Source organism: uncultured Pluralibacter sp. (genome assembly GCF_913775985.1).
Lineage (GTDB): Bacteria > Pseudomonadota > Gammaproteobacteria > Enterobacterales > Enterobacteriaceae > Pluralibacter.
This window is the reverse complement of sequence record NZ_CAJYMB010000044.1, coordinates 1-15,426: the sequence shown is the minus strand read 5'-3', so window position 1 is coordinate 15,426 and position 15,426 is coordinate 1. Positions and strand designations below refer to the sequence as shown.

Sequence of the window (15,426 nt, the reverse complement as noted above, 5' to 3'; positions counted from 1 at the left end):
AAACAAGTACTACCGCCGCGCATCGTCCCGACCAACCCTGTAAACAACGTGTTCCGCCAGCCAGTGGTCCGCCGGCAGCGCCGGGTGAAAGAACTGCCCCTGCTTGCGCATGCCCAGCCGCTTCATCAGATTCTCCGACGGCGCGTTGTGTATGGAAGTGAGAGAAACCACTTCCTCCAGGTTTAGCACATTGAACGCATAATCCAGCGTTGCTTCCGCCGCTTTTCTGGCAATGCCCTGATGCCAGTATTTCTGGCTCAGGCGCCAGCTTATTTCGGTGCAGGGGGAAAAAGCGTAGCGATCCGGCTGGGACGCCAGCCCGACATAGCCGGCAAACTCGCCCGTGGCTTTTACTTCTACGGCCCAGTAGCCCCATCCGCCGTTTTCATCAATCGTTGCCCTGAATCGCGCGGCCAGCGCGTCGCTCTCTTCCCGGTTCAGGGTGGCGGGGAAATAGCGCATGACCTCGGGATCGGCGGTGAGCGCGGCAAAAGACCTCAGGTCGCTCTCTTTCCACTGCCGCAGGCGCAGGCGCTTTGTTTCTGGCGTAGTCATGTTATCTCCTCTCATTATCGCCATGACCTTAATCGCTAACGCCATAAAGGTCATTGCGCACCCGCAAAGAAACCCGCGTCAGAAGGAGAGCGTCTAGCGCTGGGTTACCGCCAGCCGCAGGCCCAGGGCGATAAATGCCGCGCCGACAATTCTGTCGAGCAGCGTCTGCAGCGCGCGGTTTTGGGACACGGCCCGCGCCGCGCCGCCGGCCAGAATAGCAAAGGTGAGATCGGTTAAGAAGGCGATAAGGGCATACACCAGCCCCAGCAGCAGAAATGAGAGCCCGTGATGCTGCCCGCCTGGCACCACAAACTGTGGGAAGAATGAGATGAAAAACAGCAGCACCTTCGGGTTTGTCAGAGTGGTAATAAACCCTTTGAGCATCGGATTTACCAGGCTCATCTCCACGTTAATTCTCGGTGCGTCATCCCTTCCCGCGGCCTGTGCTGTAAAGGTGCCGAGCACCATTTTGCCACCCAGATAAATGAGATAGGCCGCACCGGCGTATTTCACTACCGTAAACATAGCGGGTGAAGCCGCGATCAGCGCAGTGAGTCCGATGGCGCTGGCGACGGCGTGGGTACAGCTGCCCAGCGCAACGCCGGCGGCGGAAAGAATTCCCGCCCGCCGGCCGTTGGCCACGCTCTGCCCGACCACGTAAGCAATATCGGGGCCGGGCGTGATGGAGAGCAGCAGCACCGACAGCGCAAATAAACCGAAATGAGTAATGTCCAGCATCTGAATCTCCGAATCCGTAAGTGCGGTGCTTTGCCCGTGATGCTCCGGCGAGGCGCGGCTGGCAGCTTTCAGGGGCTCGCGTTTGGCGGGTGTAGGCATCACTGCGGCATAGTTAACTAAAATTTAACATATCAGAGCAAGAGTAGTAACGCTCTAGGTTATACATTTTGATTGGATAAGGGCATTTCGGGCAGGATGTCAGCGCTGCGGTGCCGGAGGCGGCCGCAGCGTGAGGAGAAAACGAAGAGAAAATGAGAATATAGATTAGATAAATTTAATATAATTAAATAACCGTTACGGAGTAATCATTTATTTCCATTGATGACTGCAATAAAACCAGCACTTCCACGCAATGACGGGGAAACGCATCCATTTTAATACGGCAAGAATAATGACTAATGCACCGACCGCTAATAACATCTCTTTTATTGGGGTGAATAGCGAGATAATAGTCAACGCCAGTAAGCAAGTTAAAAACAGAGATGAGAAGACCATGAATCGCTTAGCGAAACCACTAACGACGCCGTCCAGAGAGCCGTTGGGGGTTTCTATGCTGTTTTTCAATAATTGCAGCTCACGCTGATTAAAACCGGAGTGCAGCAGGGTATCTTCTGTGAGGCTCATACATCGCTCCCGTAAGCAGATGAATTATTATCTCCCTGAAAAAAACTCCTCTTTAATAAGATAGAGTTTAGCTGATTCTTTTGTAAATAATTAATCCCTGGTCTGTAAAATTTTGCGATTAGCGTAACGTTTCCAGCAAAATTAAAAAGCATGACTCAATCAGCGGGGGCAGCGGCTGAGCACCGCGCATCAGCGCAACGGTGCGCGTCATCTCTGGCTGCTGCAGCCGGGCGACGGTCAGCGCCTCATCCCGCAGATGCGTGGTGTAGAGCTGGGGCAGTATGGCAATCGCCAGCCGCGAGCGCACCAGCCCGTACAGGGTTTCGATGTAATCCACCTGATAGCGCATGTTGAGAGTCAGCCGGTGGCTCTCGGCAAGCGCGCCCACCAGCCGCAGGATATTGCCTTTAGAGAACACCGCAATCTCCCTGCCCGCCAGCTGCTTCCAGGGCATATGCGCCTGCCCGGCCAGCGGATCGTCCCGGTGCAGTACTGCGACAAAAGGATCTTCACGCAGGGGAAAGACCTGCAGCCCCTCCGGCAGCGAGCTGTCGATGGCGCCGATGCCGAAATCAATTCTGCCGCTGTACAGCTCCTGAATCAGCGCGTCATTGGTGCGATCGTGAAACTCGACCCGCAGGCGGGGAAAGGCCTGCGCCAGGGTTTTTGGCAGCAGCGGAAACAGCAGCGCGCTGACCGAGGGCACCATACCGATGCGCACCGTGCCGTCGCCGCCGTCGGCGACAATCTGCTGCATATCGAGAAAGGCATTCTGCGCGACGCCGAGCAGCCGCTCCGCGTGGGGTAAAATCGCGATGCCGAGCTCGGTGAGCGTCACCGCCGAGGCGGTACGGTTAACCAGTTTACCCCCCAGCACGGTCTCAATCTGACGCAGGGCGCTGCTGAGGGCCGGCTGGCTTATGGCCAGCCGGTTCGCGGTATCGGTAAAATGGCGCAGGCGCGCGAGGGTAACGAAATACTGGATCTGCTTTAAGGAGAGAGCGGGCAGACGCTGCCAGGGTTCAACCATTTTTTTGATACTCGCGATGCTAAATAACCCGGCGTTATCGGGTGATAAATATTTTCATCTGGGCAAACGTTTGCCAGACGCCTAGAGTACCCGCATTATCCTTGTGCCGGAGTTGTTATGTCCAGCAGTGCTGAAAACCGCCGCCGCGCCGTGCGCGCCGCCCGGGGCGAATGCCCTTTTGATTTACTTCTTACCGACGGCCAGATTGTCGATATGGTGACCGGCGAAATCCGCGAAGCCGACGTCGGCATCGTCGGGGAGATGATTGCCAGCGTCCACCCGCGCGGCACCCGCACCGACGCCATTGAACGCCACTCTTTAGCAGGCCGCTACCTCTCCCCCGGCCTGATTGATACCCACGTTCATCTTGAAAGCTCCCACCTGCCGCCCGCGCGATACGCGGAAATTGTACTCGCCCAGGGCACCACGGCGGTATTCTGGGATCCGCACGAGCTGGCTAACGTGCTGGGGGTTGATGGCGTGCGCTACGCGGTCGAGGCCAGCCGCGGTCTCCCGCTGCAGGTCATGGTAGCGGCCCCGTCGAGCGTGCCTTCCACCCCGGGCCTGGAGATGTCCGCCGCCGACTTTGCCGGCGCAGAAATGGAAACCATGCTCGCCTGGCCGGAAGTGCGCGGCGTCGCCGAAGTAATGGACATGCACGGCGTGCTGCACGGCAGTACGCGGATGGCAGAAATCATGCAGGCGGGGCTGAACAGCGGCAAGCTAATTGAGGGCCACGCCCGCGGCCTGAGCGGCCCCGGACTGCAGGCCTATCTCGCCGCCGGCGTCACTTCCGATCACGAACTGACGTCCGCCGAGGACGCGCTGGAAAAGCTGCGGGCCGGTCTGACCCTGGAAATTCGCGGCTCGCATCCCTATCTGCTGCCAGATATTGTACAGGCGCTTAAGACGCTACCGCACCTTTCTTCGCAGATAACTGTCTGCACCGATGACGTCCCGCCGGACATGCTGCTGGAGAAAGGCGGCATTATTAATCTGCTCAACCTGCTGATCGAACACGGCCTTTCCGCCGCGGACGTGCTGCGCTTCGCCACCCTGAACGCGGCTATTCGCCTGCAGCGCGGCGATCTTGGGCTTATCGCCGCCGGCCGCCGGGCGGATCTGGTGGTTTTTGACTCCCTGCTGCAGCTGCAGGCCCGGGAGGTCTTTGTCGGCGGCAGCCTGATCGCTCGCGACGGCGCGCTGCTGCAGCCGATAGCCGATGCGGCGGACGTGGTTCCGCCCCGGGACACCCTGAAAATAGCGGCCCTGAGCCCGCAGGATTTTGCGCTGCGGATCGCCGGCGTGCGGCACGGCGAGGCGCGTCTGCGCCACATTCGCGGCGCACGCTTTACCCAGTGGGGCGAGGTGGACGTGCAGATCCGCGATGGCAAGGTCGTACTGCCCGCAGGCTTTAGCCTGATCTGGGTTAAGCACCGTCACGGTCGCCACGCCGCCACCCCGCAAATCGCCCTGCTCGAAGGCTGGGGCGAGCTGCGCGGGGCTATCGCCACCAGCTACTCCCACGATTCCCACAATCTGGTGGTGCTGGGCCGCAGCCCCGAGGATATGGCGCTCGCCGCTAACCGGCTAATCGCCTCCGGCGGCGGCATGGCGCTGGCGCAGCAGGGGGAAATCCTGGCCCACGTGGCGATGCCGATTGCCGGGATGCTGTCGGATCTTCCCGCGGCAGAGCTGGCCGCGCAATTCCGCACCCTGCGGGATCTCAGCGCCCGGGTTGCCGACTGGGAGCCGCCGTATCGAGTCTTTAAAGCCATCGAAGGCACCTGCCTGGCCTGCAATGCCGGGCCGCACCTGACCGATTTGGGTCTGACCGACGGCACCACGCGCCAGATAGTCGATCCGGTTATTTCATTCCGGGAAACGCCGGAAGCGCCTCATCAATCTCAGGGAGAGTAACGGATGGCTGACAACACCCTTTCACCCGTAGGCCGCGGAAGCTGGCTGGAGCGCCGCTTTGGCCTGCGCGCCCGGGGCACCACCCTGCGCACCGAGTGCCTGGCCGGCATTACCGGTTTCCTGGCGGCTGCCTATCTGCTGGTGGTTATCCCCGGCCTGCTGGCCGCCGGCGGCATGGACAAAGGCGCAGTCACTACCGGCACCATTCTGGTGTTTGTCGCCGGAACGCTGCTGATGGCGTTCTACGCCAACCTGCCATTTATTGTCGGGCCGGGCATCGGCGGCTCCGTACTGGTGGGCATTACGCTGGCGGGCAGCGAGGGGATCGGCTGGCCGGTGGGGCTGGGGATCGCCTGCTGGTCGGGGATCCTGTTTTTTATTCTGACCAAGTTCGGCCTGCGCGAAGTGGTTACCCGCTCGGTTCCGCAGTCCATTAAGCTCGGCCTTACCGCCTCCATCGGGCTGTTTGTGGCGGTGCTCGGGTTTCGCAACGCCGGGCTGGTACTGGCGAATGCCAAAACCAACGCCCTGATGCTGGGGGATTTTCTCTCTCCCGGCGCGCTGGTAGCGCTCGGCGGGCTGTTTCTCGCCATCGCCCTGCAGGCGCGGCGCATTCCCGGTGCGATCCTGTGGGCAATCCTCTTTGCCACGCTGATCGGCATCCCGCTGGGGGTCACTCACCTGCCAACGCACTTTATCGACTATCCGCACCCGCTGACGCCGGTGCTGGGCAAGGTAGATATGCTGGGCGCGCTGAATATCGCCTTCCTGCCGTTTTTGTTCGTGTTCTTCGCTTCGGAGTTCTTCTCCACTATGGGCACCACGCTGGCAGTGGGCGGCGAAGCCGGGCTGCTGGACGACGAAGGCAATATGCCGAACATCAACCATCCGTTCATGGTGGACTCAATTGCCGCCGCGATTGGCCCTTGGGTCGGGATCCCGGCCGCTACCGCGCTAATCGAGTCCTCGGCGGCAGCGGAGGCCGGCGGCAAAACCGGGCTCACCGCGCTGGCGGCGGCCACGATGTTCCTTTTGATGCTGCTGTTTACGCCAGTAGCGCTGATGATCCCGAAAGAGGCAACCGCGCCGGCGCTGATCCTTATCGGCCTGAATATGTTCAGCGGCCTGCGCAAAGTGGATCTGGCGAACTTTACCGACGGCCTGCCGGTGCTGATGATGGTGATGATCACCCTGATTGCCAACAGCTTCGGTACCGGGATTGCCGGCGGCCTGCTGTTTTACATCATGATTAAAACTGTGGCCGGCAAGTGGCGCGATATTCCGGCGGGACTGTGGATCCTGGCAATCCCGCTGGTGTACTACTTCGCCACGTTAGTCAGACACTGATGGCAAACAGGCGCCGGAAAGCGAGGCGGCCCGCCGGGGTAATCACCACTTCCCGATAGCCCGGCGTGCGGGCTATCCAGCCCTGCTGTTCGGCGTGCAGCAGCAGGGCCGCGCCCGCCGCGCCGCCGAGATGATAGCGCCGCTCGCTCCAGTCGAGGCAGGCGCAGCAGGCCTGGCGCCTGCCGAACGTATCCAGCCTGATACCCCACTGGTAAAAAGCCGCCTCCCCTGCCGCCGTCAGGGCCGAACCGTCCGCCAAGAGCCAGCCTTTATCCACCATCGCCTGCCAGATACGCACCGCCACTTCCCCCGCCAGGTGGTCATAGCAGGTACGCGCCGCGCGCAGTGGCGCCGGCGTGCGGGTGCGCAGCGGGGTCGCGATCTGCTGCGACAGGTTCATCATTCCCTCCAGCAGCCGGGCGACATCAGGCCCGGCAAGGCGAAAATAGCGGTATTGTCCCTGAGAAACGCAGGCCAGAAGCCGTCCCTTAACCAGCTTTTGCAGATGCACGCTGGCGGTTGACGCGGAAATCTCCGCGGCGGCCGCCAGCTCGGTTGCCGTCCACGCTCTGCCGTCCATCAGCGCGCAGAGCATTTTTATCCGCGAGGCGTCGGCCAGCGCCGCCGCCAGCGCCGTAACATCCGCCTCCAGGCCGTATTCATTCTCTTCCTGCTCTGCGGCTAAGGGATTGGCCATTATCTCCTCCGGTCTGCCCACGCCACGGTCGCCTCGCGGGCAAGGACATCGTTATCGGTTATCAGGATCAGGCGACCGGCGTGGTCGCTGTACTGGGTGAGGATATTAACACCGCGTCCGGCCAGCGCCCGGGCTATTTCCCCCAGCTCGCCGGGGCGCTCCTGAGGCAGGCGGCGGATCAGCGGCGTGGTGACGGCAACAACCTTGATGCCTGCAGCCAGCAGCACCGTCCTGGTACGCTCGCCGTCCTCCACCAGGAAATGGGCGTGGGCCCCGTCGCCGCAGGTAAACACGCCGCCGCCCTCCAGGCCAATACCGTTCTCTCCGAGGACTTTGCCCATAAGCGCCAGCTCGCCGGGCGCGTCGTTTAACCGCAGATGAATGTCATGCACGATGGCCGTACTCCCGCTGCAGGGAAACGATGCGGATCCGGTAGCGGGCAAACAGGTGCTCCTTACCTTCCCGCTGGGCTATCTGGTGCTGCACGTCCTGCTTCCAGGCAAGCACTGCCGCTTCGTCACGCCACCAGGAAAGGGAGAGCACTTTGCCCTCTTGGCTCAGGCTCTGGAAACGCTCTATGTCGATAAAGCCGTCCAACTGCGACAGGCGCGGCTTCAGTTCCGCCGCCAGCGCCAGATAGCGCGCCTGCCCGCCGGGTAAAATATCTGCCTCAAAAAGCACTGCAATCATAAGATCCTCCCGCTGTGTTGAATGGGGAAAAGCTAGCGTGAAAAAAGATGTCATACTTCGTTGGGCAACGAAACGGCGCTAGTTTTTGCCCCAGACTCTGGCCATGCCTTCGCTGTGGGGAGCAACGGGAGCGAAACCGAAAAGGCTGTAAAGCTCAGGGACATCGGCCATTAAGGTGACATACGCCCCTTCGGCGGCATTGCGATCCAGCCAGTCAACACTGTGCGTCATAATCTGGCGCCCTAAGCCCTGCCGTTGGTGGGCGGGATCGACGGCTATATCCACAATCTCCAGATTCATGACGCCGTCGCCAACCACTCTTCCCATTCCGACAACCCGATCGGCATGCAGCACCTGCAGCGCAAAGCAGCTTCGGGGCAGCGCTTTGACAACCGCCTCCCTAGGACGAGGAGAAAGACCGGCGATCTGACGCAGGCGACAGAAGTCATCCACCGGCGGGGCACATTCGATAATACGATAGCTGCTGTTCATGGTTACCTCGTTTGCAGGAAAGTACTGTTTATATCAAAGGGAACTCTACAGAAGAACTCCGTATCGTGAGGCACCGGCAAGAATAGGTTGCTGGAAAACACGAAAACAATCAGCTTCCCCCCCCCGACAAAGACCATTTCGCAACAGAATTTAAAATAGCGTAACGGAGTTATAGCGGAAGAATCAGAGATGAGCTCACCGCCGCTGAATCGAACAGATAATTAATTCCGGAAAGTAATAAATTTGGTTGTGGAATAATCACAACAAATAAACACCAGCAGCAGCCCAGCATTTTTCGCACGTTAAACAGCGTAACGAACATTAAGAAGTATTTCGTGCACATCTGCACGCGCCGTAAGGAGAAACACGGAATGAAATAACCACCACTCCATAAAAAAATAAACTAAAATCAATGCAATAAGCAATGACCACAATGTAAAACCCCGGCATGCACCATCGCCGCTGAGCAACTTAGGTCGCTGATATGAAAATACCTCCGTGAACGAGTAAACAATAATATTATTGAATGTAACTAAATGAATCCAGCCAGAAAGTTCCTCGGCACTTTTTGCCAAGACGATTTTGAAAAATAAAGGGATTTTAAAAAAAGAAGAACCGCAGTGAACCGGATATTATTTTTCAGGTACTTTCTAAATAGCATTATTTGTCTATCAAACAGCATTTACTGAAAATAATAACCGATGTATCAGGCAGATATTATCAGGGTCTACAATAACTGCCGGACGGGCAGCCTATTAAAACAAATCCAGGTTGGGATAAAAATGAAACGTAAAACTCTAGCTCTATTGCTTTCATGCGCGATGTTTTCCACCGCAGGTATCGCAGCGCCAATGCAGCTCGCCTCGTTCAAAAACGTCACGGCTGACAGCGAAATCAACGGCTTCCAGAGCTCTCTGTTCTACAGCAATACCGGGACAGTGAACGGTTTCGATCTGCCGATTCTGGGCTATACCGAAATGGATCAGGTTAACGGTTTACAGCTTGGCGCACTGGCAGGTTCCCACGTGCGCAACGGCGTAAACGGTGCTGCTATCGGCCTGTTCAACTGGCACGGCGGAGAAGACAACGGTTTAAACATTAGCCTGGCGAATCAGGTCGGCAATATGAACGGCGCCAGCGTTGGTATTTACAGCGCCACCGACCAGATGAACGGGTTGAATATCGGCGGGGTTACCGCAGAAGGCAACCTGAACGGCACGGGCGATATTAACGGTATGAACGTCGGCATTCTCGGCAATTACAACAAGGGCCGGATGTACGGCTTGAATATCAACGGCCTCGGCAACTATACCGAAGGCACGATGAAAGGGCTGAACGTGGCCGGCATCGGCAACGAAATCGACGGTAACGTCAGGGGGATGAACGTCGCCGGCATTGGCAACTATATCCGCGGCGACATGAAGGGCCTGAATATCAGCCCGTTTAGCTGGGTCGATAAAGATATTACCGGGGCCAACGTGGCCATTGCCAGCCACAGCCGCAACGTGAGGGGCTTCAACGTCGGCGGTATCGCTAACTGGAGTGAAGGCGATATCAAAGGGATGAACGCCGCGATCGTCAACGTATCCGGCAACATGACCGGGCTGAATATTGCCGCCTTCAACAAGTCTGGCGACACCACCGGCGCCAACATTACCGCCTTTAACTGGTCGGAAAATACCACCGGCTTCAATATGGGCGTGTTCAACCGCACTAACGATATGACCGGCTTTAACCTCGGCGGCTTTAACGTTGCCAACAACGTCACCGGCATGAACCTCGGCGCGGTTAACTTCAACGGTGGCAACGTCAGCGGCCTGAACATGGGTGCCATCAACATCAACTCCGGCAACGTCACCGGCAGCAATATCGGCGCCATCAACGTGACTTCCGGCAGCAGCAGCACCGACTTCGGCGCCTTTAACTATGCCGATACCACCAACTTCCAGTTCGGCCTGATTAACGCCACCAAGCATCTGGAAGGCTTGCAGATTGGGGTTATCAATATCGCAATGAACGCCACCGTTCCGGTCCTGCCGCTGGTTAACTTCCACCGCTCGTTCTGAGTGCGACGCGGCAGTTAGGGCATCACGGCTCACCGGCGATCAAGGCGGTGAGCCGTTTACATTTCTGCGTTATTCAGCGCGCTGGCGAACACGCTTTAGCACCTCTGCGCACTTCGCTTTTACCGCCTCGTGCAGCAGGCGTACGGCAGGCGTAACCTGCTGGCGGTGTGGACAGATTAAGTTCAGCGGCGCGTTCTCCCCGCTCCACTCAGGTAAAATCTGCCTCAGCCGGCCCGCTAAAATATCGTCGCTGACGTCCAGCCTCGACTTGTAGGCAACGCCCTCCCCGGCAATCGCCAGGCGGCGGATCACTTCGGCATCATCGCTCATGATGTTTCCGGTAACCTTTATCTCGCACTGGCTGCCTTCCCGCTGTAGCGTCCAACGGTCGTACAGCCGTCCGCGCAGCAGATAAGTCAGGGCGTTGCAGCGGGACAGCGCCTCCGGCGACAGCGGCTCACCGTGGCGCTCAATCCACACCGGTGAAGCGACCAGGATCCGCCGGTTATCGGGGGCAACCGGCAGGGCAACAAACGACGCATCGCTGTTGCTGCCGTAGCGGAAAGCCACATCGACCGGATCTTTAAACACGTCCGCCGAGCGATCGGAGAAGAACATCTGCATCCGCAGCGCGGGGTATTGCCGGCAGAAATCCTGAAAAACGCCCAGCAGCAGATTGCGGCCAAGATCGGATGGCACGCCGATGCGCAGGGTGCCGCCGACCTCCTCATCCGGCGCCTGCAGTTTCTGCAGCCCGGCGCGCATGGCCTCAAGCATCTGCTCAGCGTAAGGCAGCCAGGACTCACCTTCCGGCGTCAGGCGCAGGCTGCGGGTCGAGCGGGCAAACAGCCGGACGTTAAGATGCACCTCCAGCCGCTTCATTGCCGAGCTCACCTGCGCGGGCTGCAGCCCCGCCTCTCGCGCCGCCTCGCTAAAGCTGCCCGATGCCGCGGCGCGCACAAACAGAGTGAGATCTTCCAGCCTGAGCATGGGGATTCCTTATTGCGGAGTTGAGGATGCTGTAATGGCGTTAATGGATGCCGGAATCCTCTTAAATTGTCAATAACGCCGCCAGAAGGCGCTCCGCCGCCGGGTTTACTTACACTTTATCCTGCAGGAAGGCTTGCCATGGTGGCCCGCTTTCGGGAATGATACAGGGCTGCTAATTTTTGAGCCCTGGATTGTGGAGAAGGTATGCGTAAAACAAAAATGATGCTTCTGGGCGCGCTGCTGACGACTGCGGGTGCAGTCAGCGCAGAGGCCGACGCGGGTATTCAGAAATATGAGGTGAAAACCTTTATCGCCGATTTTACCCACTTTAATATTGGCGACACCGTTCCGGCGATGTATCGCACCGAAGAGTACAACATTAAACAGTGGCAGCTGCGCCATCTCCCGGCGCCGGATGCCGGAAGCCACTGGACCTACATGGGCGGCAATTACGTCCTGATTACCGATGCGGACGGCAAAGTTCTCAAAGCCTACGATGGCGAAATCTTCTACCACCGCTAATCCCGCCGCGGCTGCGAACCGGTTTCGCAGCCCGCCCCCGTGAGACTGCCATGCTGATACGTCCCGGTCATGAATCTGACCGCCCTTTCCTGCGCACGCTATATCTCCACGCCCGCAAATCCGACTGGACGTGGTTTCATCAGCCCGACTGGCGGCTGGAGGATTTCGATGCCGAAACGCTTAACGAAACCCTGTGGGTTGCCGAAACAGACGGGCACCGCGCGGGATTTGCCTCGGTGTCGGACAACGATAATTTTCTGCACAACCTGTTTGTCGATCCGCAGTGGCAGGGGCAAGGTGCGGGCAGTGCTTTACTCCGCCACGTGCAGAGCACCTTTACCAGCACCGGTTCCCTGAAGTGTCTGGTGCAGAACGCGAAGGCGCTGCGATTTTATCAGCGGCACGGCTGGCATATTGAAGCGCGGGGCTGCTCGCCCGAGGGAGACTACTGGCTAATGCACTATCCTCTTCCCTGATACTCTCCCCCACTGACATTGCTTAAATTTCACTCGCTTTTGCGAGGCTGATTCCGTTTATCCCCCTTGTTACCCGCGTTTCCACGCGTACAATACCTGTACATAAATACAGTTATTTATCTCAAGGAGAATGCACTCATGGAAGCAACGGCGGTCTTTCAATTACCTGTCCCTACTGACTTCATCGATCCGGAAGAGGATTTTGTTACGGCGGCAGCGCGCTGCGAGCGGCTCGGTGTCGCCGGTCAGGACACGGAAAACATGGCGGCGCAGCGCGAAATCTATCGCCAGCTCGGCGAGCACCTCAGCCGGCTGCTGCCGGAGCTCAACGAACCCATTCCACTCGCGTGCCGGGAGGCCTTCACCGTCGATACGCGACCCGCCGCGCCGCCAACGCTGAACTGCGACAGCGATCTGCTCTGCGAATACTGCATTGCGCTCAGCGAGCTTCTGGCCCAGGGGCGAATGCCCATCAGCATTGAGGATACGCTGCAGGGCCTGCTCGGCGATCTGCTGCGGCTGCAAACCGATCTTATCAGCGCCCCGCGCTGGCTGCGCACGCCGGACGGCCTGGTGCCGCTGGTATAAAAAAGGCTACCGCAAGGTAGCCTGTAGAGATGTATCGCGGCCCTGCCGCTTATACCGCGCGGAAAGCGATTTCGCCGGGGATCACTTCGCCCTGCCAGTAAAGCTGGGCAGCGACGCGATCCGCCAGCTGGCGATAGCGCGCGGTAAACTCGCTGTCGGGCCGCGCGACAACGGTCGGCGTGCCGCGATCGAGATCTTCGCGCAGGTTGATGTGCAGCGGCATCTGGCCGAGCAGCTCGGTGTGGTACTTCTCAGCCAGCCGCGCGGCGCCGCCGGTGCCGAAGATATGCTCTTCATGCCCGCACTGGCTGCAGATATGCACGCTCATGTTTTCGACGATGCCGAGCACCGGCACCTCAACTTTTTCAAACATCACGATGCCCTTTTTGGCATCGGTAAGCGCAACATCCTGTGGCGTGGTTACCACCAGGGCACCGGTTACCGGAATGTTCTGCGCCAGCGTCAGCTGAATATCACCGGTACCCGGGGGCATATCCAGCACCAGATAATCCAGCTCCGGCCAGATTGTCTCCTGCAGCATCTGCATCAGGGCTTTGCTGGCCATCGGCCCGCGCCAGACCATCGCGTTCTCGTCGGTCACCAGGTAGCCGATGGAGTTGGTCGCCAGGCCGAAGGCCATAATCGGCGCCATGTGGGTGCCGTCCGGCGAAGTCGGCCGCTGGCCTTCGGAGCCGAGCATCATCGGAATCGACGGGCCGTAGATGTCCGCATCCAGAATGCCGACGCGGGCACCTTCCGCCGCCAGCGCCAGGGCCAGGTTTACCGCCGTGGAGGATTTACCCACGCCGCCTTTGCCAGAGCTGACCGCAATAATATTTTTGACCCCGTTTATACCGGGCTGGTTTTTTACCCGCTTAAGCGTGGCGATGTTGTGGCTCAACTTCCAGTCGACGGCTTTGGCTTCCGTGATACGCAGCAGCTCGGCGCTGCACTGCGCTTTGAGATCCTCAAAGGCGCTGTGCCAGACAAAAGGCATCTGAATTTCAACGTGCAGTACGTCGTCCAGCCAGGCGACGTGATGCAGCGCGTTCAGGGCGGTGAGATTATGCTTCAAGGTTGGGTGCTGAAAAGTGGCCAGCGTCCCTGCAACCATCGCACGTAGCTGCTCGGGGGATTTGGCCTGGGATTGCGCGTTCATCCCGACTCCTTTTTCGTTGTTCTGAGAAAGGTAATTGTAACTTCCACAGCAGCGCTGAGGTAATAATTATTCATCTCGCCCATAAAGCGGGGAAAAAGCCCTTATCACTTGGCGTAGTTATTCCCTTTCAGGTAACATCAATTCCCCTTTTAACAACGATAAGAAGTAAATTTCACTATGACTCATGTCGCGAAAAAAATTCTGGTAACGTGCGCGCTGCCGTACGCCAACGGCTCAATCCACCTCGGTCATATGCTGGAGCATATTCAGGCTGATGTCTGGGTCCGTTACCAGCGAATGCGCGGCCACAATGTCAACTTCATCTGCGCCGATGACGCTCACGGCACGCCTATCATGCTGAAAGCGCAGCAGCTTGGCATTACCCCCGAGCAGATGATTGCGGATATGAGTCAGGAGCATCAGACTGATTTTGCGGGCTTTAATATCAGCTATGACAACTATCACTCGACCCACAGCGACGAGAACCGCGCGCTGTCAGAGCTTATCTACGGCCGCCTGAAAGAAAACGGCTTCATTAAAAACCGCACCATCTCCCAGCTCTACGATCCGGAAAAAGGCATGTTCCTGCCGGACCGCTTTGTGAAAGGCACCTGCCCGAAATGCAAATCGCCGGACCAGTACGGCGACAACTGCGAAGTGTGCGGCGCCACCTACAGCCCGACCGAGCTTATCGATCCGAAATCGGTGGTGTCTGGCGCCACGCCGGTGATGCGCGAGTCTGAACACTTCTTCTTCGATCTGCCCTCCTTTAGCGAAATGCTGCAGGCGTGGACCCGCAGCGGCGCGCTGCAGGAGCAGGTGGCTAACAAAATGCAGGAGTGGTTCGAGCACGGCCTGCAGCAGTGGGACATCTCCCGCGACGCGCCGTACTTCGGCTTTGAAATTCCGGGCGCGCCGGGCAAATACTTTTACGTCTGGCTGGATGCGCCGATCGGCTACATGGGCTCGTTCAAAAACCTGTGCGACAAGCGCGGCGACAGCGAAAGCTTTGACGAATACTGGAAGCAAGACTCCACTGCCGAGCTGTACCACTTCATCGGCAAAGACATTGTCTACTTCCACAGCCTGTTCTGGCCGGCCATGCTGGAAGGCAGCGGCTTCCGCAAGCCGACCAACCTGTTCGTGCACGGCTACGTGACGGTGAACGGCGCCAAGATGTCCAAGTCTCGCGGCACCTTTATTAAGGCCAGTACCTGGCTGAACCACTTCGATGCCGACAGCCTGCGCTACTACTACACCGCCAAGCTCTCTTCACGCATCGACGATATTGACCTGAACATGGAAGATTTCGTGCAGCGCGTGAATGCCGACATCGTCAACAAAGTGGTGAACCTGGCGTCCCGCAACGCCGGATTTATCACCAAGCGCTTTGACGGCGTGCTCTCCGCCGAGCTGGCGGATCCTGCGCTGTACAAAACCTTCACCGACGCCGCCGACGGCATTGCCGAGGCGTGGGAAAGCCGAGAGTTCGGCAAAGCCATCCGCGAAATTATGGCCCTGGCCGACGTGGC

The 15,426-nt window shown here is 58.6% G+C and carries 17 protein-coding genes; 7 read left to right on the top strand and 10 right to left on the bottom strand.

Annotation, left to right across the window (positions count from 1 at the left end; genetic code table 11):
- Positions 1 to 9: 9 nt before the first annotated feature.
- The 4 genes from QZ766_RS05570 to QZ766_RS05555 all read right to left on the bottom strand — a co-directional run bounded on the left by QZ766_RS05570 (position 10) and on the right by QZ766_RS05555 (position 2,947).
- Positions 10 to 555, bottom strand: coding sequence for a GNAT family N-acetyltransferase (locus QZ766_RS05570; RefSeq protein WP_297198461.1), 546 nt, complete (start codon positions 553 to 555; stop codon positions 10 to 12).
- Positions 556 to 648: 93 nt separating this feature from the next.
- A complete protein-coding gene (locus QZ766_RS05565; RefSeq protein ID WP_366509368.1) occupies positions 649 to 1,392 on the bottom strand; it encodes a LysE family translocator in 744 nt (247 codons plus the stop codon).
- Between the two features lie 210 nt (positions 1,393 to 1,602).
- Positions 1,603 to 1,917 (bottom strand): hypothetical protein, encoded by a 315-nt coding sequence (locus QZ766_RS05560; RefSeq protein ID WP_297198458.1) that lies wholly within the window; start codon positions 1,915 to 1,917, stop codon positions 1,603 to 1,605.
- A 118-nt stretch (positions 1,918 to 2,035) separates the two neighbouring features.
- Positions 2,036 to 2,947 carry a LysR family transcriptional regulator gene (locus QZ766_RS05555; protein ID WP_297198456.1) on the bottom strand — a complete coding sequence of 304 codons (912 nt, stop codon included), beginning with the start codon at positions 2,945 to 2,947 and terminating at the stop codon, positions 2,036 to 2,038.
- Positions 2,948 to 3,064: 117 nt separating this feature from the next.
- On the opposite strand from QZ766_RS05555, the gene QZ766_RS05550 reads away from it, so the two are divergent.
- Complete coding sequence (locus tag QZ766_RS05550; RefSeq protein ID WP_297198453.1) at positions 3,065 to 4,867, top strand: adenine deaminase C-terminal domain-containing protein; 1,803 nt, start codon at positions 3,065 to 3,067, stop codon at positions 4,865 to 4,867.
- Between the two features lie 3 nt (positions 4,868 to 4,870).
- A complete protein-coding gene (locus QZ766_RS05545) occupies positions 4,871 to 6,214 on the top strand; it encodes an NCS2 family permease (protein WP_297198450.1) in 1,344 nt (447 codons plus the stop codon).
- On the opposite strand, the gene QZ766_RS05540 is transcribed toward QZ766_RS05545, so the two are convergent.
- The 4 genes from QZ766_RS05540 to QZ766_RS05525 form a co-directional block, all read right to left on the bottom strand.
- Positions 6,204 to 6,911, bottom strand: a complete 708-nt coding sequence (locus tag QZ766_RS05540) for a helix-turn-helix domain-containing protein (protein WP_297198447.1) — start codon at positions 6,909 to 6,911, stop codon at positions 6,204 to 6,206. The genes QZ766_RS05545 and QZ766_RS05540 overlap by 11 nt on opposite strands.
- The gene (locus QZ766_RS05535; protein ID WP_297198444.1) at positions 6,911 to 7,303 is read right to left on the bottom strand and encodes an amino acid-binding protein; all 393 of its coding nucleotides are present in this window, start codon (positions 7,301 to 7,303) and stop codon (positions 6,911 to 6,913) included. Before QZ766_RS05535 ends, QZ766_RS05540 begins: the two co-directional genes overlap by 1 nt.
- Positions 7,296 to 7,601 carry an antibiotic biosynthesis monooxygenase gene (locus QZ766_RS05530; protein WP_297198440.1) on the bottom strand — a complete coding sequence of 102 codons (306 nt, stop codon included), beginning with the start codon at positions 7,599 to 7,601 and terminating at the stop codon, positions 7,296 to 7,298. The genes QZ766_RS05535 and QZ766_RS05530 overlap by 8 nt, the downstream gene beginning before the upstream one ends.
- Positions 7,602 to 7,679: 78 nt before the next feature.
- The gene (locus QZ766_RS05525) at positions 7,680 to 8,093 is read right to left on the bottom strand and encodes a GNAT family N-acetyltransferase (RefSeq protein WP_297198437.1); all 414 of its coding nucleotides are present in this window, start codon (positions 8,091 to 8,093) and stop codon (positions 7,680 to 7,682) included.
- 782 nt (positions 8,094 to 8,875) lie between these two features.
- On the opposite strand from QZ766_RS05525, the gene QZ766_RS05520 reads away from it, so the two are divergent.
- Positions 8,876 to 10,159: a hypothetical protein gene (locus QZ766_RS05520; protein WP_297198434.1), complete on the top strand. Its 1,284-nt coding sequence runs from the start codon at positions 8,876 to 8,878 to the stop codon at positions 10,157 to 10,159.
- Between the two features lie 69 nt (positions 10,160 to 10,228).
- Here QZ766_RS05520 and QZ766_RS05515 read toward each other — a convergent pair whose 3' ends face one another.
- The gene (locus tag QZ766_RS05515) at positions 10,229 to 11,149 is read right to left on the bottom strand and encodes a LysR family transcriptional regulator (RefSeq protein ID WP_297198431.1); all 921 of its coding nucleotides are present in this window, start codon (positions 11,147 to 11,149) and stop codon (positions 10,229 to 10,231) included.
- A 204-nt stretch (positions 11,150 to 11,353) separates the two neighbouring features.
- Here QZ766_RS05515 and QZ766_RS05510 point away from each other — a divergent pair, with 204 nt between their 5' ends.
- The 3 genes from QZ766_RS05510 (at position 11,354) to QZ766_RS05500 (ending at position 12,735) form a co-directional block, all read left to right on the top strand.
- Positions 11,354 to 11,671: an RcnB family protein gene (locus tag QZ766_RS05510; RefSeq protein WP_297198428.1), complete on the top strand. Its 318-nt coding sequence runs from the start codon at positions 11,354 to 11,356 to the stop codon at positions 11,669 to 11,671.
- Positions 11,672 to 11,721: 50 nt separating this feature from the next.
- Complete coding sequence (locus QZ766_RS05505) at positions 11,722 to 12,147, top strand: GNAT family N-acetyltransferase (RefSeq protein WP_297198426.1); 426 nt, start codon at positions 11,722 to 11,724, stop codon at positions 12,145 to 12,147.
- 138 nt (positions 12,148 to 12,285) lie between these two features.
- On the top strand, positions 12,286 to 12,735 hold the full coding sequence (locus QZ766_RS05500; RefSeq protein WP_297198423.1) for a hypothetical protein: 450 nt from the start codon (positions 12,286 to 12,288) through the stop codon (positions 12,733 to 12,735).
- 49 nt (positions 12,736 to 12,784) lie between these two features.
- Here QZ766_RS05500 and apbC read toward each other — a convergent pair whose 3' ends face one another.
- On the bottom strand, positions 12,785 to 13,894 hold the full coding sequence (gene apbC / locus QZ766_RS05495; RefSeq protein ID WP_297198421.1) for an iron-sulfur cluster carrier protein ApbC: 1,110 nt from the start codon (positions 13,892 to 13,894) through the stop codon (positions 12,785 to 12,787).
- 177 nt (positions 13,895 to 14,071) lie between these two features.
- Here apbC and metG point away from each other — a divergent pair.
- Positions 14,072 to 15,426, top strand: a 1,355-nt coding sequence (metG, locus tag QZ766_RS05490) for a methionine--tRNA ligase (protein WP_297198418.1), incomplete at its 3' end; no start/stop codon positions are given.